At 64.6% G+C, this 18,935-nt stretch carries 20 protein-coding genes and 1 pseudogene; 9 read left to right on the top strand and 12 right to left on the bottom strand.

The genetic code is table 11. The annotated features are described in order from the left end of the window. The 5 genes and pseudogenes from SE91_RS09345 to fliL all read right to left on the bottom strand — a co-directional run. Nucleotides 1–522, bottom strand: a pseudogene (locus SE91_RS09345) (tetratricopeptide repeat protein); the annotation flags it as partial. Nucleotides 523–626: 104 nt separating this feature from the next. Then, on the bottom strand, nucleotides 627–1,391 hold the full coding sequence (locus SE91_RS09340; RefSeq protein WP_060736549.1) for a MotE family protein: 765 nt from the start codon (nucleotides 1,389–1,391) through the stop codon (nucleotides 627–629). Nucleotides 1,392–1,400: 9 nt separating this feature from the next. After that, entirely contained in the window at nucleotides 1,401–1,850 is a 450-nt protein-coding gene (locus SE91_RS09335) for a DUF6468 domain-containing protein (RefSeq protein ID WP_060736550.1), read from the bottom strand. Then, nucleotides 1,847–3,049, bottom strand: a complete 1,203-nt coding sequence (gene fliM, locus SE91_RS09330) for a flagellar motor switch protein FliM (RefSeq protein ID WP_008554728.1) — start codon at nucleotides 3,047–3,049, stop codon at nucleotides 1,847–1,849. Before fliM ends, SE91_RS09335 begins: the two co-directional genes overlap by 4 nt. A gap of 18 nt (nucleotides 3,050–3,067) precedes the next feature. Beyond that, nucleotides 3,068–3,568 carry a flagellar basal body-associated protein FliL gene (gene fliL / locus SE91_RS09325; RefSeq protein ID WP_061847379.1) on the bottom strand — a complete coding sequence of 167 codons (501 nt, stop codon included), beginning with the start codon at nucleotides 3,566–3,568 and terminating at the stop codon, nucleotides 3,068–3,070. Nucleotides 3,569–3,947: 379 nt separating this feature from the next. On the opposite strand from fliL, the gene flgF reads away from it, so the two are divergent. Genes flgF through flgH form a run of 4 tightly spaced genes read left to right on the top strand, consistent with a single transcriptional unit; the run spans nucleotide 3,948 to nucleotide 7,422 of the window. Next, nucleotides 3,948–4,709, top strand: a complete 762-nt coding sequence (flgF, locus tag SE91_RS09320; protein WP_061847378.1) for a flagellar basal-body rod protein FlgF — start codon at nucleotides 3,948–3,950, stop codon at nucleotides 4,707–4,709. Between the two features lie 16 nt (nucleotides 4,710–4,725). After that, nucleotides 4,726–5,514 carry a flagellar basal-body rod protein FlgG gene (gene flgG / locus SE91_RS09315; protein ID WP_008554735.1) on the top strand — a complete coding sequence of 263 codons (789 nt, stop codon included), beginning with the start codon at nucleotides 4,726–4,728 and terminating at the stop codon, nucleotides 5,512–5,514. A 9-nt stretch (nucleotides 5,515–5,523) separates the two neighbouring features. Continuing rightward, entirely contained in the window at nucleotides 5,524–6,654 is a 1,131-nt protein-coding gene (flgA, locus tag SE91_RS09310) for a flagellar basal body P-ring formation chaperone FlgA (RefSeq protein ID WP_061851064.1), read from the top strand. Between the two features lie 3 nt (nucleotides 6,655–6,657). Next, nucleotides 6,658–7,422 carry a flagellar basal body L-ring protein FlgH gene (flgH, locus tag SE91_RS09305; protein WP_008554748.1) on the top strand — a complete coding sequence of 255 codons (765 nt, stop codon included), beginning with the start codon at nucleotides 6,658–6,660 and terminating at the stop codon, nucleotides 7,420–7,422. 276 nt (nucleotides 7,423–7,698) lie between these two features. On the opposite strand, the gene SE91_RS09300 is transcribed toward flgH, so the two are convergent. The 3 genes from SE91_RS09300 to SE91_RS09290 form a co-directional block, all read right to left on the bottom strand. Next, a complete protein-coding gene (locus SE91_RS09300) occupies nucleotides 7,699–8,478 on the bottom strand; it encodes a 2-keto-4-pentenoate hydratase (RefSeq protein ID WP_061847377.1) in 780 nt (259 codons plus the stop codon). A gap of 459 nt (nucleotides 8,479–8,937) precedes the next feature. Then, on the bottom strand, nucleotides 8,938–9,303 hold the full coding sequence (dksA, locus tag SE91_RS09295; RefSeq protein ID WP_008554760.1) for an RNA polymerase-binding protein DksA: 366 nt from the start codon (nucleotides 9,301–9,303) through the stop codon (nucleotides 8,938–8,940). A gap of 215 nt (nucleotides 9,304–9,518) precedes the next feature. Continuing rightward, the gene (locus tag SE91_RS09290) at nucleotides 9,519–10,130 is read right to left on the bottom strand and encodes an NAD(P)-dependent oxidoreductase (protein ID WP_061847376.1); all 612 of its coding nucleotides are present in this window, start codon (nucleotides 10,128–10,130) and stop codon (nucleotides 9,519–9,521) included. 151 nt (nucleotides 10,131–10,281) lie between these two features. Between SE91_RS09290 and SE91_RS09285 the strand changes: the two genes are divergently transcribed. Beyond that, nucleotides 10,282–10,653 carry a winged helix-turn-helix transcriptional regulator gene (locus tag SE91_RS09285; protein WP_060736553.1) on the top strand — a complete coding sequence of 124 codons (372 nt, stop codon included), beginning with the start codon at nucleotides 10,282–10,284 and terminating at the stop codon, nucleotides 10,651–10,653. Nucleotides 10,654–10,816: 163 nt separating this feature from the next. Here SE91_RS09285 and SE91_RS09280 read toward each other — a convergent pair whose 3' ends face one another. After that, a complete protein-coding gene (locus tag SE91_RS09280; RefSeq protein WP_060736554.1) occupies nucleotides 10,817–11,230 on the bottom strand; it encodes a flagellar assembly protein FliX in 414 nt (137 codons plus the stop codon). 285 nt (nucleotides 11,231–11,515) lie between these two features. On the opposite strand from SE91_RS09280, the gene SE91_RS09275 reads away from it, so the two are divergent. The 4 genes from SE91_RS09275 to SE91_RS09260 all read left to right on the top strand — a co-directional run bounded on the left by SE91_RS09275 (nucleotide 11,516) and on the right by SE91_RS09260 (nucleotide 14,036). Continuing rightward, complete coding sequence (locus SE91_RS09275; RefSeq protein ID WP_060736555.1) at nucleotides 11,516–12,640, top strand: flagellar basal body P-ring protein FlgI; 1,125 nt, start codon at nucleotides 11,516–11,518, stop codon at nucleotides 12,638–12,640. Next, a complete protein-coding gene (flgJ, locus tag SE91_RS09270) occupies nucleotides 12,640–13,008 on the top strand; it encodes a flagellar assembly peptidoglycan hydrolase FlgJ (RefSeq protein ID WP_061847375.1) in 369 nt (122 codons plus the stop codon). The genes SE91_RS09275 and flgJ overlap by 1 nt, the downstream gene beginning before the upstream one ends. A gap of 11 nt (nucleotides 13,009–13,019) precedes the next feature. Further along, complete coding sequence (locus SE91_RS09265; protein WP_061847374.1) at nucleotides 13,020–13,517, top strand: hypothetical protein; 498 nt, start codon at nucleotides 13,020–13,022, stop codon at nucleotides 13,515–13,517. Between the two features lie 159 nt (nucleotides 13,518–13,676). Then, on the top strand, nucleotides 13,677–14,036 hold the full coding sequence (locus tag SE91_RS09260; RefSeq protein ID WP_008554777.1) for a hypothetical protein: 360 nt from the start codon (nucleotides 13,677–13,679) through the stop codon (nucleotides 14,034–14,036). Nucleotides 14,037–14,204: 168 nt separating this feature from the next. Here the strand turns inward: SE91_RS09260 and flaF are convergent, their stop codons facing one another. The 3 genes from flaF to SE91_RS09245 form a co-directional block, all read right to left on the bottom strand. Beyond that, on the bottom strand, nucleotides 14,205–14,573 hold the full coding sequence (gene flaF / locus SE91_RS09255) for a flagellar biosynthesis regulator FlaF (protein WP_008554779.1): 369 nt from the start codon (nucleotides 14,571–14,573) through the stop codon (nucleotides 14,205–14,207). A gap of 294 nt (nucleotides 14,574–14,867) precedes the next feature. Further along, the gene (locus SE91_RS09250; RefSeq protein ID WP_061847373.1) at nucleotides 14,868–17,159 is read right to left on the bottom strand and encodes a DUF1522 domain-containing protein; all 2,292 of its coding nucleotides are present in this window, start codon (nucleotides 17,157–17,159) and stop codon (nucleotides 14,868–14,870) included. A 218-nt stretch (nucleotides 17,160–17,377) separates the two neighbouring features. Then, nucleotides 17,378–18,935 (bottom strand): DUF1522 domain-containing protein (locus tag SE91_RS09245; RefSeq protein WP_063921293.1); only part of this gene is annotated, 1,558 nt, incomplete at its 5' end.

Here is an 18,935-nt window from a genome sequence, read left to right as displayed (position 1 = left end):
CTGGGCGCGCAAGGCCCGCTCGGCCACGCGCGCGCGCTCGGCGAGTTCCTTGACGACGTCCATCGGCAGGCTCGGCGGCGGCCCCTTCCATCCCTCCGGCAGGAGGTCAATGAAGGTACGCTCGCCCGCATTCATGGTGTTGACGGTGACGCGCCGCGCCAGCGACAGGCGGATGGCGCCGCCGTCGGGATCGCGCCGGGCCGAATTGACGTAGTCGGGCGCGCCTTCCGGAACGCGATCGACGGGAACGTCGACCGGCCGGTCGAAACGGATGACGACAATGGAGCCGGCCGTCGTCACCTCGGAGGGAACGTCCTCGCCGAGCTTGATCACGAGACGGGCAAAACCGCCGCCGGCCGAAAAGGTCGCTTCGCCCCTGACGGGATCGGCCGCCCGGACAGGCGAAGCTAGGCCGATCAGCAGGCACACTGCGAGGGCGGGCGCCGTGCAGACATGGCGCGACAACCCTAGCGCCAAAGCGCGGGCTCGCGACACAAATCCAGCGGCAGCCTCTCGCGCCATTGGCGGCATTTCTTCCGGTTCGACGGGTCCACGCCGGCACTGCCGCCGGCCCCTGCCTTCGACTCTAAGGTTTTGCCAATTAAGGACTTCTTAAGTATGAGCCCTCAATTCGGCTTTTGCGTCGGCCTGCCGTCGATCTTCGGCAATTCGCCGGCCGAGGCGGACTGATCGCCGCCGCCATTGGCGCGGCGGGCCATCTCGACCGTCAGCTTCTCGGCGGCCTCGGGCGACATCAGCCCCATGATGTCCGACATCTTCCGCGGCGCGATCGCCGAGGCGATCTCGATCAGCACGCCCATCTCCAGCCGGTCGAACACCCGCGCGGCATCCTTCGGCTTCATGCCTTCATACATGGTGACGAGGCCCTTCATGCGCTGGGCCTCGGCGGCCTTCTGCTCGGCCTGGGTCGCCGAGATGCGGGTTTCCACCGCCTTCATCTCTTCGACCTTGTTCTCAATGCGCTTCTCGGCCGACTTCAGCAGGCTCTCGCGGATGTCGATCTCGCGCTGACGGGCTTCGATCTCCTGGCGGCGCGCCTGGAGCCGTTCCAAAATCGCGCGCTCGGCGGCGGAGACCTGCGGCTGGGTCTCGTCGATCTTGACGACGGTGCCACCCTCCATCTTGGTCTCGGGCGCTGCCGGCTTCGGTGCTTCTTTCGGCGCACCGTGGGTCGAGCCGGTGATGTCGGGGTCCTCCCGGCCGGCCGGGAAATTCAGGTTCTCCTGCGCCCAGGACTTCTTGGCCTGGCTCGGCTTGTAGTCGAACACATAGCCGCCATTGATCGCGAGTCCCGCCACCTTCAGCGTGGCGAGACCTGCGACGGCCACCAGGACGACCGGGATGACGCGGATGTTACGAAAGGACTTCATACCCTGACTTCAAGCGGCAAGACCATTGGACCGTCGACGCTCGGAGAAGGCTTCGGCCGCAGCCGCCACCGCCTTCGCCGTCGAGGGCTTGGCCGCGGCAGGGGCGGCAACCATCTCCGGATTCGTGACGGGGCGCGCGGCGATCGCGATCTTGGACAGGCGACGCACCACGTTGTCGGCTTCGCCGAGCTGCTTGTAGAGCTGATCGGACATCTGCGTCGCCGCCGCGAGCTGGTTGCCCAGGTTCTCGTTGACGTCGCGCACGGCGAGCTTGAGCCCGCCGATCGCGCGCTCGGCGATCTCGGTCGCGGTGATCAGCTCGCCGATGACCGCCTTCAGCGAATGCTCGTCCGCCTTTAGCCGCCTCAGCCGCTTGTTGAGCATGACGCAGTAGACGATCGTCAGCATCAGCAGGATAGCCACCAGCGACTCGATCGCCATTCCCAGTGAGTGGTTCATGGGGCCTCCATCATCTTGTTCTGCTCGTCGACCTTCTCGAACATCGCAAGTGTCGTACTTGGCTTGCGCAAGGGTTTCGTCACGCGGATCGCGACGCGGTCGCCGACCCGTCCCATCCGTCCCTCGGTCAGCAGGACGTCGCCGCAGCGCACGGTGACGTTGGCATCGGCGCGCATGTCGAGCGGCAGCGTGTCACCGACCTTGAGCCGCATCAGCTGCTTGAGCGGGATGTCGGCCTCGTAGAGCACGGCGTCGACCGCGATCTCGGCCTGCACGATCTCGGTGGCGAAATGGCCCTCCCAGATCGGGTCACGGCCGAACTTTTCGCCCATGAACATCTGGAGCAGGACGCCCCGGATCGGTTCGATGGTCGCATAGGGCAGCAGCAGCTCTATGTTGCCGCCGCGGTCTTCCATGTCGATGCGCAGGCGCACCAGGATCGCCGCGTTGGCAGGACGGCTGATCGCGGCGAAACGCGGATTGGTCTCGAGCCGGTCGATCGTGAAGGTCACCGGCGACAGCGGCCGGAACGCCTGCTCGGCGTCGGCCAGCACCACCTCGACCAGGCGCTTGACCAGCTCGGTCTCGATCGTGGTGTAGGGCCGCCCTTCGATGCGGAGCTGGCTGGTGCCGCGGCGGCCGCCGAGCAGCACGTCGATCATCGAGTAGATCAGGTTGGAATCGACCGTCGCCATGCCGAAGTTTTCCCACTCTTCGGCCTTGAACACCGAGAGCACGGCTGGCAGCGGGATCGAGTTCATGTAGTCGCCGAAGCGCACCGAGGTGATGCGGTCGAGCGAGACTTCGACGTTGTCGGAGGTGAAATTGCGCAAGGAGGTCGTCAACAGCCGCACCAGGCGGTCGAAGACGATTTCGAGCATCGGCAGACGCTCGTAGGAGACCATCGCCGAATCGATGATCGCGCGAATGCCGGAATGGTCGTCGAGATTGACGTCGCCGACCGTGAAGCCGAGGAGATTGTCGATCTCCTCCTGCGACAGCACACGTTCGCCGGAGTTCTTGCCGCTGCCGAGATCGCGGCTGCCGTCCTCGACCATGGCCGCCCATTGCAGGGCCATGGTCTCGGAGAGTTCGTTTTCGGCGGCGGCCTTCGCGGCCTCCGCGGGATCCTCGGAATCGAGCGATGCCTCCCATTGGGCGGCAATCGCGTCCTGGTCCATCTGCTCGTTGCCGGCCATGGCGCTAGCCCATTCCCCTCACTGCACCACGACTTCCTTGAACAGCACCGCGCTGACATGGATCGGAGCGACCGCCGCGTTGACGCGCTTGGTCAGCTCCTCCTTGAGGCGGAAGATGCCGGCCGAGCCGTTGAGGTCGGAGGGGCGCAGCTCGCGCACATAGGTCTGGAAGATGTCGGTGACGCGCGGCATCGTCGGCTTGATCGCCTCGATCTGCTTCTCTTCCTTCAGTTCCAGCACGATCTTCAGCCGCAGATATTGCACACGCTCGCCGGGGGAGCCGGCGAGGTTGACCATCAGGTCGGGGACGTCGACGAAGGCCGGCGGCTTCGGTGGCGGCGCCACCTCGGCATGATGCTCGGCGTCTCCCTTTCGGAAGAAGAAGAACCAGGTCGCAGCTCCGCCGCCGAGGATGGCCAGCACGCCGACGGCGATGATGATCAGCTTGAGCTTGTTCTTGGGCGGCGCGGCTTCTGCACCCTCAGCGGCTGCACCGCCTTCCGCTTCATTCTCTGCCATGGTCGCCGCGCCCGGATCTCTCAAAGGGGTCGAAAGAGCGAGGCCCTAAGACAATGACGCGATACGAATGCCCCGGCGCAAATGCGCTCCTCTTCATGGCAAACGCTACGGTAATAATGGTTAACGGAACCTTTCGATTGGGCTTCCGCTAGGAAAAATCTGCCGGGCAAACATGGCTAACAGAACCTTTCTGCCGCCCTCCCGCACCCCTCGAAATTCATCAAGAGATTGAAAATACGCATCTTTTCGAGTTGGCACGGCTTTCGCTGAGAAAGGGCCGAGACCTCACGGTTTGGGAGAACCAGACGGTCTCGTTCACGGGGTCCGCCAAGGCGCTTGGGAGAGCGAGGTGGCAGGTCCCACTCAGGGGAGATTTCCGATGCAGAACGCGCTTCTGATCGGCTTGTCGCGGCAGATGACGTTGGAACGGCAGATGGATGTCATCGCCAACAACGTCGCCAATGCCAACACCAATGGCTTCAAGGCCGACCACTCGCTGTTCGAGGAGTACCTCAACTCGAACGCACGCGAAGACAATTTCATGGCGCCGGACCGGCGCGTCTCCTATGTGCACGACCGCGGCACCTTTCGCGACATCGGCCAGGGGCCGATGGAGGCGACCAGCAACCCGCTCGACGTGGCGATCGACGGCAACGCCTATTTCGCGGTGCAGGCCGCCGGCGGCGAGCGTTACACCCGCGACGGCAAGTTCTCGCTCAACAGCACCGGCCAGCTCGTCACCTCCGACGGCGCCCTCGTGCTCGGCACCGGCGGCCCGATCACCTTCCAGCCGACCGATCACGACATCAACATCGCCCCCGACGGCACCGTCACGGTGCTCGAGGGCACGGCGAGAACCGACTCGATCCGCGGCAAGATCCGCATGGTCTCCTTCGACGATCCGACCAGGCTCACCAAGCTCGGCGCCAACCTCTACGACGTCGGCTCCGCCGTGCAGCAGGCCGACACCAGGTCGACCGTGCGCCAGGGTTATGTCGAGAAGTCGAACGTCAACGCCGTCGGCGAGATGACCCGCATGGTCGAAGTCATGCGCAGCTACGCCTCGATCGCCAGCCTGCTGCAGCAGCAGAGCGATCTCCACAAATCGGCGATCGAGAAGCTCGCCGACGTTCCGGCCTGATTGAAGGAGAACTGACATGCAGGCGCTTCACACCGCAGCGACCGGAATGGCGGCACAGGAACTCAACGTTCAGGTGATCTCCAACAACATCGCGAACCTGCGCACCACGGGCTTCAAGAAGCAGACCGCGGCGTTCCAGGACCTGATCTACGAGCACATCCGCCGCGTCGGCGCACAGGCCTCCGACCAGGGCACCATCGTGCCCGTCGGCGTCGACATCGGCGGTGGCGTCAAGACCGTAGGTACGCCGCGCAGCATGACGCAAGGTACGCTGTCGCAGACTGGCAACGATCTCGACCTCGCCGTCTCCGGCGATGGCTTCTTCAAGATCCTGATGCCCGACGGCACCTACCAGTACACCCGCGACGGCACCTTCCAGATGGACAATCAGGGCCGCGTCGTCACCGCCCAGGGCAACCCGGTGCAGCCGACGATCACCGTCCCGAACAACGCCTCCGGCCTCGCCGTCAACGAGCAGGGCCAGGTCTCGGTGACGCTGCCGGGCTCCTCGACCTCGACCATTCTCGGCCAGATCGGCCTGACCCGCTTCATCAACAAGGCGGGCCTGCAGCCCGTCGGCAGCAATCAGTTCACCGAGACGCCCTCCTCCGGCCCGCCGCAGGACGGCACGGCCACGGCGGAAGGCTACGGCAAGATCACGCAGGGCAGCCTCGAGCAGGCCAATGTGGACGTCGTCTCGGAGATGAGCGACCTGATCGCGGCCCAGCGCGCCTACGAGATGAACGCCAAGGTGATCAGCGCCGCCGACCAGATGATGCAATCGACCACCGCCCTGTTCCGCTGAGTGATGACGATGATCCGGACCGCCCTCGCCACGATCTCTGCACTTGTCGCGCTGGCCCTGCCGGCCGCGGCGGCCGACGATGTCATCGCAGCGCCGACGCTTCGCGCCAGCGTTGCCGTGAGCTCGGACGTGGTGCGGGTCGGCGACCTCATCGACAATGCCGGATCGGCCGCGCAGATCCCGGTCTATCGCTCGCCCGATCTCGGCACCACCGGCACGCTCACGGTCGGACAGGTGCTGTCGGTGCTGCGTGCGAAACAAGTGATCGGCGTAATGACCGGCGACATCAGGGAGGTCCAGGTCACCCGCCTCGCCCGCACGCTCGCGAGTAAGGACCTCGAAACCGCGGTCGCCTCCGCGCTGGAACGCCGCTTCGGCCTTGGGGACGCTGCCAACATCACGGTCACGCTCGACCGCGGCATTTCCGAGATGCGCCTGGACGCCTCCAACACCGGCGCGCTCCAGCCGGTCGCAACCCGGTATGACGCCCGCGGCGGCCGTTTCGACATCGCCTTCGAGATCAACAACGACAACAGCCCGACGCCGACCAAGCTCCGCTTCACCGGAACCGCGATCGAGACGGTGGAAGTGGCCGTGCTGACGCGCGACATCGACCGCACCGAGCTCCTGAAATCCTCCGACGTCTCGCCGGAGCGCCGGCCCAAGGCCGAGGTCACCGGCGAGCCTGCCTCGCGCGATCGCACCCTCGGCATGCAGCTGCGCCGGCCGATGCGGGCAGGCATGCCGATCCGCGTCGCCGACATCGTCAAGCCCGACTTCGTGGTGCGCGATCAGGCCGTCACCATCATCTACCAGGTGCCCGGCGTCTATCTCACCACGCGCGGCAAGGCGATCGAGAGCGGCGCCGAGGGCGATAGCGTCAGCGTGATCAATCTGCAATCCAAGCGGACGCTGACCGGCATCGTCACCGGCCGCGGCCAGGTCACGATCCAGGGCGCCAGCCAGTCCGCGCCGATGGCGCCCGCGGTCGAGCAGACCTCGTCGATCAAGCGTGACGAGGTGCCGGCGGCCGCCGCGCTGGCGCAGAGCCTGATTCAGGCGCCGGCGCCTGCCGCCCACGTCGCACAAGCCCAGATCCCGCAAGTTCGCGTCTCGCAAGCTCCAGCCAAGTCAGAGTAAGTCATGTCCACGTTCAGTTCGGCTTTCCGTCTTCGCCGCATCGCGATCTCTGCGCTGCTGCTTGCAACTTGCACACTAGCGAGCGGCTGCTCCTCGATCGACCGTCTGTCACAGATCGGCGAGCAACCGAAGCTGTCGGCGATCGACAATCCGACGACGCAGCCCGGCTACAAGCCGGTGCAGATGCCGATGCCGAAGCCGGAAGTCGCCTCCTATAATCCGAATTCGCTGTGGCGTAACGGCAGCCGCGCCTTCTTCAAGGACCAGCGCGCCCGCCAGATCGGTGACCTCCTGACTGTGACCGTGAACATCACCGACAAGGCCAACCTCTCCAACGAGACCCAGCGCAGCCGCACCAATTCGGAAGACTCCGGCATCACCGACTTCATCGGCGCGAAGACCATCACGCAGGCGAACAAGATCCTGCCCGGCCGCATCCTCACCGCAGATTCCACCGCATCCAGCGACGGTAAGGGCTCGGTTAACCGGCAGGAAGCGTTGCAGACCAACGTCGCTGCGGTGGTCACGCAGGTCCTGCCGAACGGCAACCTCGTGGTCGAAGGCAAGCAGGAGATCCGCGTCAATTACGAGATCCGCGAGCTCGTGGTCGCCGGCATCGTCCGCCCCGAAGACATCCAGAGCGACAACACCATCGATTCCTCGAAGATCGCACAGGCCCGCATCGCATACGGCGGCCGCGGCCAGATCATGGACGTGCAACAGCCGCGCTACGGCCAACAGGTCATGGACGTGCTGCTGCCCTTCTAAATTCTCCCGAGCTCCCACATCGTGTCCGCGAACCTAGGCGCGAACGACGATGTACTACGCGGCCTCCGGTAGCTCCCCTGCCGGAGGCCGCATGTATTTTGAGAACGTGACAAGGCCGATCAGGCTGGCGCCGTATTCTCCGCGCCGTCATGCCCGGGCTTGACCCGGGCATCCACGTCTTCCGGGGCTCGCTGTGACACGTGGATGGCCGGGTCAAGCCCGGCCATGACGCGCGTGGTGGGAGCGTTGCGACAAAAAGGGCCGACGGCGCGGAGATTACGTGAACTCCGCCTCGACCACGCCCAGCCCGTCCAGCTCCATCCGCACCTTGTCGCCGGCCTTCAGCCACAGCGTCTTCACCAGGCTGCCCGTCAGCACGAGCTGGCCGGCGTGCAGGCCTTTGCCCTCGGCGGCGAGATGGTTGGCGAGCCAGGCGAGCGCGTTGTGGGGGTGGCCGAGCACGTCGGCGCCGGTGCCGTGGCCGGCCTCGTCGCCGTTGACGATGGCGCGGCCCTTCACGGCCTTCAGATCCGGCACGGACGAGCGCGGAACCCGGGGTCCCAGCACGCAGCCGGCGGCGAAGAAATCGTCGGCGATCAGCGTCGGCGCACCCATTGTCTCCCATTTCACATAGCGATCGTCGACGATCTCGATCGCGGGATGGTAGGCCTCGACCGCCTCGCCGACCCATTCGGCCGTGAACGGCGCCTCGCCGGCGGCAAGGTCGCGCTTCAGCCGCACCGCGATCTCGCATTCGACGCCGACACGGACGTAGTTGGACGCGGCGAGCTTGGCGCCGCTCTTGTGGACGCCCTTCTGGAACACGCCGCCGCCGCAAGGATGCGGAATGCCGATGTAGTCCTGCATCACCTGGCTGGTGCAGCCGATCTTGTAGCCGACGAGCGGTCCGACATGGGGCAGCAGGAGATCGTGCAGCGCGCGCTGCACCTGATAGCCCTCGGCTTCATCGCCGGGCGGACGTTCCAGCGCCGCGAGCGGCGCATGGTTGCGGCGCGCCAGTGCGATCGCCTTTGCGGCTTCAAGAATCCTGTCCATCGGCGCCGCCTCCCACGCTACGCATTCAGGGGCGGCACTTCAGCATCCCAGCTCCCGCCTGACAAGCACGCCTGTCCGGGCGATTACAGGCCCCCGCCCCCGCTTAAGGAAATATTGAGCTGGTGGAGGCTTTATTGGAGCCGCGTGCCCTTCCGATCCTCGCAAGCGCATGCGAGACGCGATTGCAGCGATGCTTGATGCAGCTGGATCAGCCTCTCAACAGTCTAGTCGATCCCGTTGATGCGACTCGCAAAACCTCCCGCACCTGACGTGAAGGCTGTTTCTCATCAGAACTCACGTGAGCTCGGAGGAATAGACTCTAGCCCATTGATCACGATTCATTTTTCGCGATTGCGCTCGCGAGACGCGCGAGTGCAAATAGCGGACAAAATGCTGAGCAGGGCGCGAAACGGCGCCTTGCGTCCAAAAACAAAGAGCCGCATCTCTGCGGCTCGGACTCTATTCGTCGCGATAGACCTTCTCGCGTTTCTCGTGGCGCTCCTGCGCTTCCACCGAGAGCGTCGCGATGGGCCGGGCCTCGAGCCGCTTCAAAGAGATCGGCTCGCCGGTGTCCTCGCAATAGCCGTAGGTGTTGTCCTCGATGCGCTGGAGCGCGGCGTCGATCTTGGCGATCAACTTGCGCTGGCGGTCGCGGGCGCGGAGTTCGATGGCGCGGTCGGTTTCGGACGATGCCCGATCGGCGAGATCGGGGTGGTTCACGTTCTCCTCCTGCAGGGCTTGCAGGGTGAGCTTGGACTCTTTGAGGATCTCATCCTTCCAGGCCAGGAGCTTCAAGCGGAAATACTCCTTCTGCCTGTCGTTCATGAAAGGCTCTTTTTCGGTCGGTCGGTAGTTTTTCAACTTTTCCAAAGGGCGGCCTATCTGTCTAAGCAACGACTCGCAACGGAAACAGGATCCGTTGAGCCGGGCCTTATATAGTGGCCTCCCGTGACAGACAATATTTCCCTCACCGCTCCGCCACCGCCCCCAAGCCCTTGCACAGGAAGGTTTATCCGCAAAGGCCCGGGTGCGGCTGACGGTCAGTAACCGACCGTGAAGCGCTGCCTCTGATGGGCCGGCCGCTCGATCTCGTCGGCGAGCGCAATGGCGTAATCGGCGAAGCTGATCCAGCTCTTTCCGTTCGCATCTGCGAGAAGCTGATCGGTCCCAAGCCGGAACTTGGCGGTGCGCTCACCCTCGACGAATAGCGCCGACGGCGAGATGAAGGTCCAGTTCAGGTCCTTTTCCTGCCGCAGCAGGTCCAGGAAGGCACCGCCCGCCTCTGCTTCGGCCTTGTATTGGGCCGGAAAATTGGGAGTCGTGACCAGCTTCACGCCCGGCGCGACTTCCAGGCTGCCGGCGCCGCCGACGACGAGGTAACGGCCCACCTTGGAGTCTTTCGCCGCGCCGATCAGCTTGAGCGGATCGCTGGCGAGGAAGTGCACGGAACTGATGGCGACGTCGTGCCCGGCCCACAGCTTGGCAAGGCCGGCCTGATCGAGCACGTCGCCCTTGGTCGGCGTGACAGCAGGCAGGGCCGCGATCTTCTCGGGGTTGCGGGCAATGGCGGTGACGCTATGGCCCCGGCGGGACAGTTCCTTGGTGATCTCCGACCCGGCCCGGCCCGAGGCGCCGGCAACTGCGATTTTCATGGAAGGCTCCTTTGCTTCTATAGTAACCAATGGTGACTAGATATCGCAAAGAATGCTGGTGTTAAGAGAGCACTTTGTGCTTACCTGATAACGCCGGAGTAACCGGCACGCCCAAGTGCAAGCGGCCAGAACGGAATCCGAGGACCTGACGATGAAACCCGACGTCTATGCAGCGAACTGTCCGACGCGCCAGATCCTGGATCGCGTCGGCGACAAATGGGCGGTGCTGATCCTTCTGCTGCTGCGCGAGGAGCCGATGCGCTTCAACCAGTTGCGTCGCACGATCGAAGGCATTTCGCAGAAGATGCTGAGCCAGGTTCTCAAATCGCTCGACCGCGACGGCCTGATCAGGCGACGCGCCATCGCAACTGTCCCCGTTACGGTGGAATATTCGATCACGCAGCTCGGATTGACGCTGGCGGCGGCGGTCGATCCGCTGCGCGATTGGGCCGAGCAGAACCTGAAGGACGTGCTCGCCGCGCAGCGCCGCTACGATGCCCAGCAGAAGGAGGAAGCGGCGTAAGGCGCGCCTTCTCGGTAGTGCCGCACGTCCATTCCAATTGCGCTGTCATGCCCGGGCTCGACCGGGGCATCCAGTACGCCGCAGCTTCTCGATTCAACAAACAACTGTCTCTGGAATACTGGATCGCTCGCCATCGCGGGCGATGACAGCCCGCGATGCCTGACTACTGCTGCCCGGCCTTGGCCAGCTCGACCTCGACGCGCAGCTCGATCTCGGCCAGCACTGCATCGAGACCGGCATCGCCCGAGGACGATTTCAGGTTTGCCGCGGCATCGCGCAGCCGCATCACCGTCGAGGCATCGAGATTGCCGGACAGAAGGCCCATCTTGAGATCGTCGAGCACGTCGAGCGCGGTCTTGCCGCGCGCGACCGAGCGTTTGCGGCGCTCAACCAGATCCTCCTCAACGCCTTGCAGGGCAAGCAGCGCGTCGATGTTGGCGGCGGCCTTCGGCGCGGCGGCGCTCCGCGTCTCCTGTGCCGATGAGGTGTCCGGCAGGACGAAGGTGCCGGAGCCCGTTCGCCGGGCCTGGCTGGCCGGCGTTCCAAGCGTGGTGCCGTTCGGTCCGTAGATGCGCATCGGATGGAATCCGGGTGATCGATGCCTCACCTTCGCCCTTTTATGGTTAACGACCCGTAAACGGCTCGGCAAAAACTGCCGACAGGCGGCAGTTTCGCTCCTCAGAGCGAACGAGCGCTGACGCCGGTCGAAACAGATTTATTCAACCTATTCAGCCACCTACTCCCTCTGCCCCGGGTTGGCACAGCGCTCGCAAGGAAAGCGCCGGACCAGCTCGTCATGGGAGTGTCGCAGACGGTCCTTCGATTTGAGGAGCCCTTTTTGGGGACCTTTGGGGAGCAGAGGATGCCAGGCGTTCGTTGGGTGAGGATTGTTGGGGTGGCCTGCGCCGCGCTGTCAGCGCTGGCGCTCTCGGTCACGCCTGCAAGCGCGACATCGCGCATAAAGGACCTCGCCAACATCGAGGGCGTGCGGCAGAACCAGCTCATCGGCTACGGCCTCGTGGTCGGCCTCAACGGCACCGGCGATACGCTCAACAACATCCCCTTCACCAAGCAGTCGCTGCAAGCGATGCTCGAACGCATGGGCGTCAACATCCGCGGCGCCACCATCCGCACCGGCAACGTCGCCGCGGTGATGGTGACCGGCAACCTGCCGGCCTTCGCCACCCAGGGCACGCGCATGGACGTCACCGTCTCCGCGCTCGGCGACGCCAAGAACCTCCAGGGCGGCACCCTGCTCGTCACCCCTCTGTTAGGCGCCGACGGCAACGTCTATGCGGTCGCCCAGGGCTCGCTCGCGATCTCCGGCTTTCAGGCCGAGGGCGAAGCGGCCAAGATCGTGCGCGGCGTGCCGACGGTGGGTCGCATTGCCAATGGCGCCATCATCGAGCGCGAGATCGAGTTCGCGCTGAACCGTCTGCCGAACGTGCGCCTGGCGCTGCGCAACGCCGACTTCACCACCGCCAAGCGCATCGCCGCCGCCGTCAACGACTATCTCGGCGTCAAGACCGCCGAGCCGATCGATCCCTCGACGGTGCAGCTGTCGATCCCGCCGGAGTTCAAGGGGAACGTCGTCGCCTTTCTCACCGAGATCGAGCAGCTCCAGGTCGACCCCGATCTCGCCGCCAAGATCATCATCGACGAGCGGAGCGGCATCATCGTGATGGGCCGCGACGTCCGCGTCGCCACCGTCGCGGTCGCGCAGGGCAATCTCACCGTGACGATCTCCGAGAGCCCCCAGGTGAGCCAGCCCAACCCGCTGTCGCGGGGCCGGACCGTGGTCGCGCCGCGCAGCAGCGTCACCGTCACCGAGGACGGCAAGAAACTGGCCGTGGTCAAAGACGGCGTGTCGCTGCAGCAGCTCGTCGACGGCCTCAATGGCCTCGGCATCGGCCCTCGCGACATGATCAGCATCCTCCAGGCGATCAAGGCCGCCGGCGCGATCGAAGCCGACATCGAGGTGATGTGATGCAGACCAACGCGATCAACACCCCGCGCCTCGCCACCTCCTCGGCCTTCTCGGTCGAGAGCCGCAACGGCCGGCCGGACTTCGATCTCGCGAGCGCCTTGCAGAAGGTCTCGCCGCAACAGCAAGCCCGGGCGCAGAAGACCGCCACCGACTTCGAGGCGATGTTCCTCAACAGCATGTTCGCGCAGATGACCTCCGGTCTGAAGGGCGAAGGTCCGTTCGGCGACACGCCCGGTACCGGCGTTTGGCGCTCGATGCTGACCGAGCAATATTCCAAGAACTTCGCCAAGGCCGGCGGCGTCGGCGTCGCCACCGAAGTCTACCGCACCCTGATCATGCAGCAGGCGAAAACGATCCGCACCGCATAAGGTCAAACGAAATGAACCGTCCCAACGCCTCACGTCAGCCGATGCAAGCGCAGCGGCCGAACATCGCGCCCGGAAGCGCCGAAGCGCGCAAACTCGCCGAGGACCTGATGGATGCGATGAGCGCCCTGCTCGGGCTGATCGAGCGCGAGACCGAGCTGGTTCGCGCCGGCAAGGTCCGCGACGCGATGATGCTCGAGGCTAAGAAGCAGGAGCTGTCGCGAAACTATGTCGGGGCCGTCGGTCAGCTGAAGGCGAACCAGGCCCAGCTCGCGAAATCCGCGCCCGAGTTGCTCTCGACCTTGCATCGCCACCATGATGCGTTCCGCGCCATGCTGCAGGTCAATCTCACCGTGCTCGCCACCGCACACGCCGTATCCGAGAGCGTCGTGCGCGGCGTCAACGCCGAGATCCAGAAGCGCAACGTGCCGAACACCTATACGGCCGCGGGCCGCCAAGCAGCGCCCGGCCCGCGCCACATCACGCCGCTCGCGGTCAGCCGCTCGCTCTGAGCCAAGACGAAAACACGAGACAATTTTACGAAAAACCGCGCGGCGAAATCGTCGCGCGGTTAGGGACGTTTCGTTACCAGGTCTTCAGTCCTGGTGTTCCATGCTTGCGCAATTAGAGGGGTTGGGATTTGACTCAATTGAGGCAACCAGGAGGCTGCCATGAGTACAGATTTCAGCATCAGGCCGGTGGGGATCCCGGCCCCCGTGCAGATCGTACCGACGTCGAATGCGGCGGCGAACGAGGCTGTGCAGACTGATCTTCCGGTGAGGCAAACGGTCGCCGCGAGCGATACGAGCGCGCCGGTGCGCAATGATTTGCCGAACCACGAGAACATCTCGCGCCAGGTCGTCTTCGACCAGGCGGCCGCATCCTTCGTTTTCCAGGTCGTCAACGAGAGGACCGAGGCGGTGGTCAATCAGTTCCCCGACGAAGCGATGCTGCGCCGGCGGGCCTATTTCCACGCCCTGGATAGGCAAGCCGAACCCTCGCGTCCGCTCAGCACCGACCGCAGCGCCTGATCGTCAGGCGTCGAACGTCGCAACGGCAGCATCGAGACAGGTCGAGCCGGTCGCGGCGACGGCGCTGTCGATCTGCGTATTGCCGGCATCGTCAGCGCGTACATGGTGTGTCCGAAGCGGGACCACCCGTCCCTGATCAACACCCGCCGATAGTGCGAGGAATCACCGTCACGGACGCCCGGACAGACCGGCAGCGATGTTGCGGTTGATCTCGATCAGCGGGCGGAAGTGATCGAACTGCGGGCTCATCTGAAGCGCGGCAGTCTGGCTCAGCACGAACACGCTGATGTTGGCGATCTTCTGCCGGACGTCGATCGGTTGCGGATTGTTGTCGCGCATCGCCTCGCTCAGGAAGATGGTCCAGAGCTTGCGGTTGAACATCAGGGCTTGCATGGTCTGCTCGCTGAGAGGATCGGCGTTGTTCACCGCATCCTGGAGCTTGTTCGCGGCCTTAAGCAGGGTTTGCGCCTCGATGTCGCGAGGAGATGCAGTGGTCGTTGCAACGCGCGCGTAGGCCGAGGCAGCAGAATTCGACATCAATCACACCCTGGAAGTTTCCTAGCCCGTTGAAAGGACTTAAGGATTTCTTTCCCAACCCTAGGCAGCACCGCTTAAGATTTGCTTACATGTGTGCTTGGAAGCACTCCGGATAAGTACGGGTCGCGGAGCTCTTCGTCAGCGCAAACGTTAGATCGAGGCACACACGGTGTAAACTTGCATCGCATGAGCCGTGTCGATCTGAGCTAATCTCGAGTTAGCGATCTCCCTCAAATGAACGGCGGAGCATTAGCCCCGCCGCGAAATCTCGAATAGCGTTCTTTCACCGCGACGTTAGCGGAGCAGCTGCAGCACGCTCTGCTGCGACTGGTTGGCCAGCGACAGCGCGGAGACCGCGATCGACTGGCGCGTCGACAGCGCCTGGCTGTTGGCCGCTTCCTCGTTGGTGTCGGCGAGCGTCAGGTTGGACGAGCCGGTCTGCAGCACGTTGATCAGGTTCTTGGAGAAGTCCTGACGCACCTGCACGATCGAGAGATTCGAACCAAGCGTGGAGCCTTGCGAGCGCAACGTGCTCGACGCCGCGTTCAGGCTGGCCAGCACCCTGTTGGTGGCACCGTTGTCGATGAAGTCGACGCCATTGACGAGATTGCTGAGACCGAGGCCCGCCGCGTTGAACACTACGCCGTTGATGCTCAGCGTGGAGCTGCCGGTCTCGTTGAACACCAACTTCAGCGTGTCGCCGTTGAGCAGGTTGACGCCGTTGAAGGAGGAATCCTGCGAGGTCGTGTCGATCTGGGCCAGAATGTTGTTGAACTGGTTGACCAGGTTGGAGCGCGCGGTCTGTGCCACGGGATCCTGGACCGGCGGCTGCGCGGTGGTGAAGGCGAGAACGCCGGTGATCGTGCCGCCGACTGCGCCGCCCGCGATCGTCGAGCCGAGCGTTGACGAGGCGTATTCGTTGACGGTGGTCACCGTGAGCACGCCGTTGGCATCGATCGTCGCCGTCAGGTGATTGGCCTGAAGCTGCGCGTTGAGCTGGTCGAGCGTCTTGACGGTGCCGTTGGTGCCGTCGCCGAAGGTGACGTTCACCGGCGTACCGCCGTTGAAGGAGGTGAAGGTCAGCGTCTTGCCGCTGATGCCGCCGACGCCCGAGGTGCGCGCCGCGGTGAAGGCCGTCGCCGTTCCCGTGTTGCCGCTGAGGCCGAACGCGCTGAGCGCATTGCCGGTTCCGGTGATCGATAGGTCGGCGTTGATGCCGGTCGAGAGCGCGAGCTGGCCGCTGCTGTTGACCGAGGACGGGATCTGGCCCGCCGTGGTCGACAGCGTCGCCGCGCCGTTGAAGAGGCTGGCGGTCTTGACGCCGGTGGCGAGATCGACCGCGTTGAGCAGGTCGGTCAGCGTCGCGCTCTGGATGTAGACCGTCGAGTTGCCGTTGCCGTCGGTGACGACGTTGCCGCTGACGCCGTAGCCAGTGGCCACGCTCGCCGTTGATTGCGGCGTCTGCGCGTTCTTGAAGGTGATGGTCTTGCCGCCGATGTTCAGGGTCGATCCGTCCTGAACCAGGGTGCCGAGCGAACCCGCGGTGGTCGACCGGTTCGCGGTCACGTTCGCGTTGCCTGCGCCGGTCGCGGTCGTCAGGCCGAGCGCCTTGAGGAAATCGGCCTTGCCCGTCACGCTGAGATCAGCGCCGGTCGAGCTCTTCAATGTAACGGCGCCCGCCGTGATGGAGGATGCCACCTGTAGCGTGCCGACGGGACCCGCCGCACCGCTGACGGCGAAGGTCGCCGCGCCTGCGCTGATGGTTGCGGTCTTGACTCCGCTGGCAAGATCGATCGCGGTGAGGACGTCGTTGACGGTCGCCGCGGGCGCGGCCGCCGTTCCCTGATAGATGATCGAGTTGCCGTTGCCGTCGGTGGCAATGTGCCCGCTGGCGTCGAGGCCCCAGCCGGTCGGCTGCGCGCTCGGAGCAACGCCAGTGCGGAAGGTGATGGTCTTGCCATTCACCGTGATGGTGTCACCGTCTGCGGGCGGCGTGCTGAAGGTGGTGGACGCCGTCGTGCCGAGCAGCGTGGCGGTGCCGGACAATGCGGTGGTGCCGTCGGCGGCGAGCGCCGCCGTACCGGTAAAGGTGCCGGCGCTCGAACCGAGCGATGCGCCGAGCGCGGCCGTCCCGGTGACCGGGGTCGTACCACCGGCTGCACCGGTATAGAGCACGTTGCTCTTGGCGGTCGCGCTCGCATAGGAGGTCGTGCCGCGCAGGTCGGCGGGGGTCGCGCCGGGAATCGTGGTGGAGACGTTCGACTTGGTGGAGTAGCCGACCGTGGTCTGGAGCGCCTGGTTGGCGATCGATTTCGCGCTGTCGATCAGCTTCTGCAGCGAGGTGATGCCGGTGTTGGCGGCCTGGAGCACCTGCACACCGTTGTTGATGCCGTCGAGCAGGTTGCTGATGTCGCTTGCCCGGTTGTCCAATCCCTGCGCCGTGAAGAAGTTGGTGGGATTGTCGAGCGCTGTATTGACCTTCTTGCCGGTCGACAGCCGTTCCTGCGTCGTGGCCAGCAAGTCGGCCGTCGACTGCAGCGACAACAGGTTCTGGCGAACGGACGCCGAGAGAACGATGTTGGACATTGGCGAGTCTTCCTCTTGAACCGGATACGAATCGGCCGCGCAGGTCTCGAACGCGGGCTTTGTCCAGTTTTAGGAGGTGTCCTTTAAAGTATGGTTAACGCCGGTTTAAGCGATACGGTTAATGCGCGGTGAACGCCCCTTCCCCACCTCGAACGCAAAAAAGAGCGGCGGGGCAAATGCCCCGCCGCTCGGTTTTCGTCAGTAATTTCAATCTCTTATTAGCGGAGCAGCTGGAGCACGCTCTGCTGCGATGTGTTGGCCAGGGACAGCGCGGAGACCGCGATCGACTGGCGGGTCGACAGCGCCTGGCTGTTGGCGGCCTCGACGTTGGTGTCGGCCAGGGTCAGGTTGGACGAGCCGGTCTGCAGCACGTTGATCAGGTTCTTGTTGAAGTCCTGGCGGATCTGCACCACCGAGAGGTTCGAACCGAGGCTGGAGGCCTGCGAGCGCAGCGTGCTCGAGGCGGCGTTGAGGTTGGTCAGCACCCGGTTGGCCGCGGCGTTGTCGATGAAGTCGACGCCGACCGTCAGCGAGGCGAGGCCCAGACCCTTCGAGTTGTAGGTCACGCCGGTGATGTTCAGGCTCGACTTCGCGGTCTCGTCGAACACCAGCTTGAGCTGGTCGCCGTTCAACAGGTTCACACCGTTGAACGAGGAGTCCTGCGCCGTCGTGTCGATCTGGTTCAGGATGTTGTTGAACTGAGACACCAGATTGGCACGCGCGGTCTGGGCAACGCCATCCTGGACGGGCGTAGACGCCGTCGAGAAGGTCAGTGCCGAGGTGAGCGTGCCGCCAATCGCACCGCCGGCAACCGTCGAGCCGAGCGTCGAGGACGCATAGTCGTTGGATGCCGTGATCGTCAGCAGGCCGTTGGCGTCGATCGTCGCGGCCAGGTTGTTGGCTTGCAGCTTGGTGTTGAGCTGATCGAGAGTCTTGACCGTGCCGTTGGTGCCGTCGCCGAAGGTGACGTTGACCGCCGTGCCGCCGTTGAAGGAGGTGAAGGTCAGGGTCTTGCCGGCGATGCCGCCGATGCCAGAGGTGCGGGCCGCGGTGAAGGCGGTGGCGCTGCCGGTGTTGCCGGCGAGGCCGAATACGTTCAGCGCATTGCCGCTGCCGGTGATCGACAGATCGGCATTGACGCCGGTCGAGAGCTTAAGCTGGCCGGACGTGTTGATCGTCGAGTTCGACTGGCCGGTGGCGGTCGCAAGCGTGGCAACGCCGGCGGCGCTAATCGACGCGGTCTGCACGCCGGTAGCAAGGTCGATCGCCTTGAGCACGTCGTTGACCGTGCCGCCCTGCAGATAGACCGTCGAGTTGCCGTTGCCGTCAGTGAGAACGTTGCCGCTCGCACCAAAGCCGCTCGGAATGCTCGGCGCACCGGTTGAGCCCGGGATCGGCGCGTTCTTGAAGGTGATGACGTGACCGTTGACGTTCAGCGTCGAACCGTCGGTGATCGTTGCACCGAGCGAGGCTGCGGTCGTGGTCCGGTTGACGTTGACGGTGGCATTGCCGCCGCCGACCGATGAACTCACACCGAGAGCCTTGAGCAGGTCGGCTCTGCCTGTGACGCTCAGATCCGCACCCGTCGAGCTCCTCAGCGTGACGGCGCCGCCACCCACGCTCGAAGCGGTCTGATTGAAGCTGGTGGCGATCGTCGCTGCACCGGAGCTGATAGCGACGGTTTTGACGCCGCTGGCGAGATCGACCGCGGTCAACAGGTCGTTGACGGTCGCGAGCGAAGCCGGCGTAGCGGTGTTGCCGAGATAGACCGTGGTA

Origin of the sequence: Bradyrhizobium sp. DOA1, assembly GCF_001593325.1 — a bacterium.
In the GTDB taxonomy this organism is placed as follows: Bacteria; Pseudomonadota; Alphaproteobacteria; order Rhizobiales; family Xanthobacteraceae; genus Bradyrhizobium.
The sequence above is the reverse complement of the archived record's forward strand: the minus strand, read 5'-3'. Positions and strand labels throughout refer to the sequence as shown.

What these genes read in the sequence shown, in the direction of transcription:
- dksA (WP_008554760.1), bottom strand. Translation starts at nt 9,303, where the DNA reads ATGAACGACAGGCAGAAGGAGTATTTCCGCTTGAAGCTCCTGGCCTGG.
- SE91_RS09280 (WP_060736554.1), bottom strand. Translation starts at nt 11,230, where the DNA reads ATGCGCATCTACGGACCGAACGGCACCACGCTTGGAACGCCGGCCAGC.
- flgA (WP_061851064.1), top strand. Translation starts at nt 5,524, where the DNA reads ATGATCCGGACCGCCCTCGCCACGATCTCTGCACTTGTCGCGCTGGCC.
- SE91_RS09290 (WP_061847376.1), bottom strand. Translation starts at nt 10,130, where the DNA reads ATGAAAATCGCAGTTGCCGGCGCCTCGGGCCGGGCCGGGTCGGAGATC.
- flgG (WP_008554735.1), top strand. Translation starts at nt 4,726, where the DNA reads ATGCAGGCGCTTCACACCGCAGCGACCGGAATGGCGGCACAGGAACTC.
- SE91_RS09265 (WP_061847374.1), top strand. Translation starts at nt 13,020, where the DNA reads ATGAACCGTCCCAACGCCTCACGTCAGCCGATGCAAGCGCAGCGGCCG.
- fliM (WP_008554728.1), bottom strand. Translation starts at nt 3,049, where the DNA reads ATGGCCGGCAACGAGCAGATGGACCAGGACGCGATTGCCGCCCAATGG.
- SE91_RS09285 (WP_060736553.1), top strand. Translation starts at nt 10,282, where the DNA reads ATGAAACCCGACGTCTATGCAGCGAACTGTCCGACGCGCCAGATCCTG.
- flgH (WP_008554748.1), top strand. Translation starts at nt 6,658, where the DNA reads ATGTCCACGTTCAGTTCGGCTTTCCGTCTTCGCCGCATCGCGATCTCT.
- SE91_RS09340 (WP_060736549.1), bottom strand. Translation starts at nt 1,391, where the DNA reads ATGAAGTCCTTTCGTAACATCCGCGTCATCCCGGTCGTCCTGGTGGCC.
- SE91_RS09250 (WP_061847373.1), bottom strand. Translation starts at nt 17,159, where the DNA reads ATGTCCAACATCGTTCTCTCGGCGTCCGTTCGCCAGAACCTGTTGTCG.
- SE91_RS09275 (WP_060736555.1), top strand. Translation starts at nt 11,516, where the DNA reads ATGCCAGGCGTTCGTTGGGTGAGGATTGTTGGGGTGGCCTGCGCCGCG.
- flgF (WP_061847378.1), top strand. Translation starts at nt 3,948, where the DNA reads ATGCAGAACGCGCTTCTGATCGGCTTGTCGCGGCAGATGACGTTGGAA.
- SE91_RS09260 (WP_008554777.1), top strand. Translation starts at nt 13,677, where the DNA reads ATGAGTACAGATTTCAGCATCAGGCCGGTGGGGATCCCGGCCCCCGTG.
- flaF (WP_008554779.1), bottom strand. Translation starts at nt 14,573, where the DNA reads ATGTCGAATTCTGCTGCCTCGGCCTACGCGCGCGTTGCAACGACCACT.
- flgJ (WP_061847375.1), top strand. Translation starts at nt 12,640, where the DNA reads ATGCAGACCAACGCGATCAACACCCCGCGCCTCGCCACCTCCTCGGCC.
- SE91_RS09300 (WP_061847377.1), bottom strand. Translation starts at nt 8,478, where the DNA reads ATGGACAGGATTCTTGAAGCCGCAAAGGCGATCGCACTGGCGCGCCGC.
- fliL (WP_061847379.1), bottom strand. Translation starts at nt 3,568, where the DNA reads ATGGCAGAGAATGAAGCGGAAGGCGGTGCAGCCGCTGAGGGTGCAGAA.
- SE91_RS09335 (WP_060736550.1), bottom strand. Translation starts at nt 1,850, where the DNA reads ATGAACCACTCACTGGGAATGGCGATCGAGTCGCTGGTGGCTATCCTG.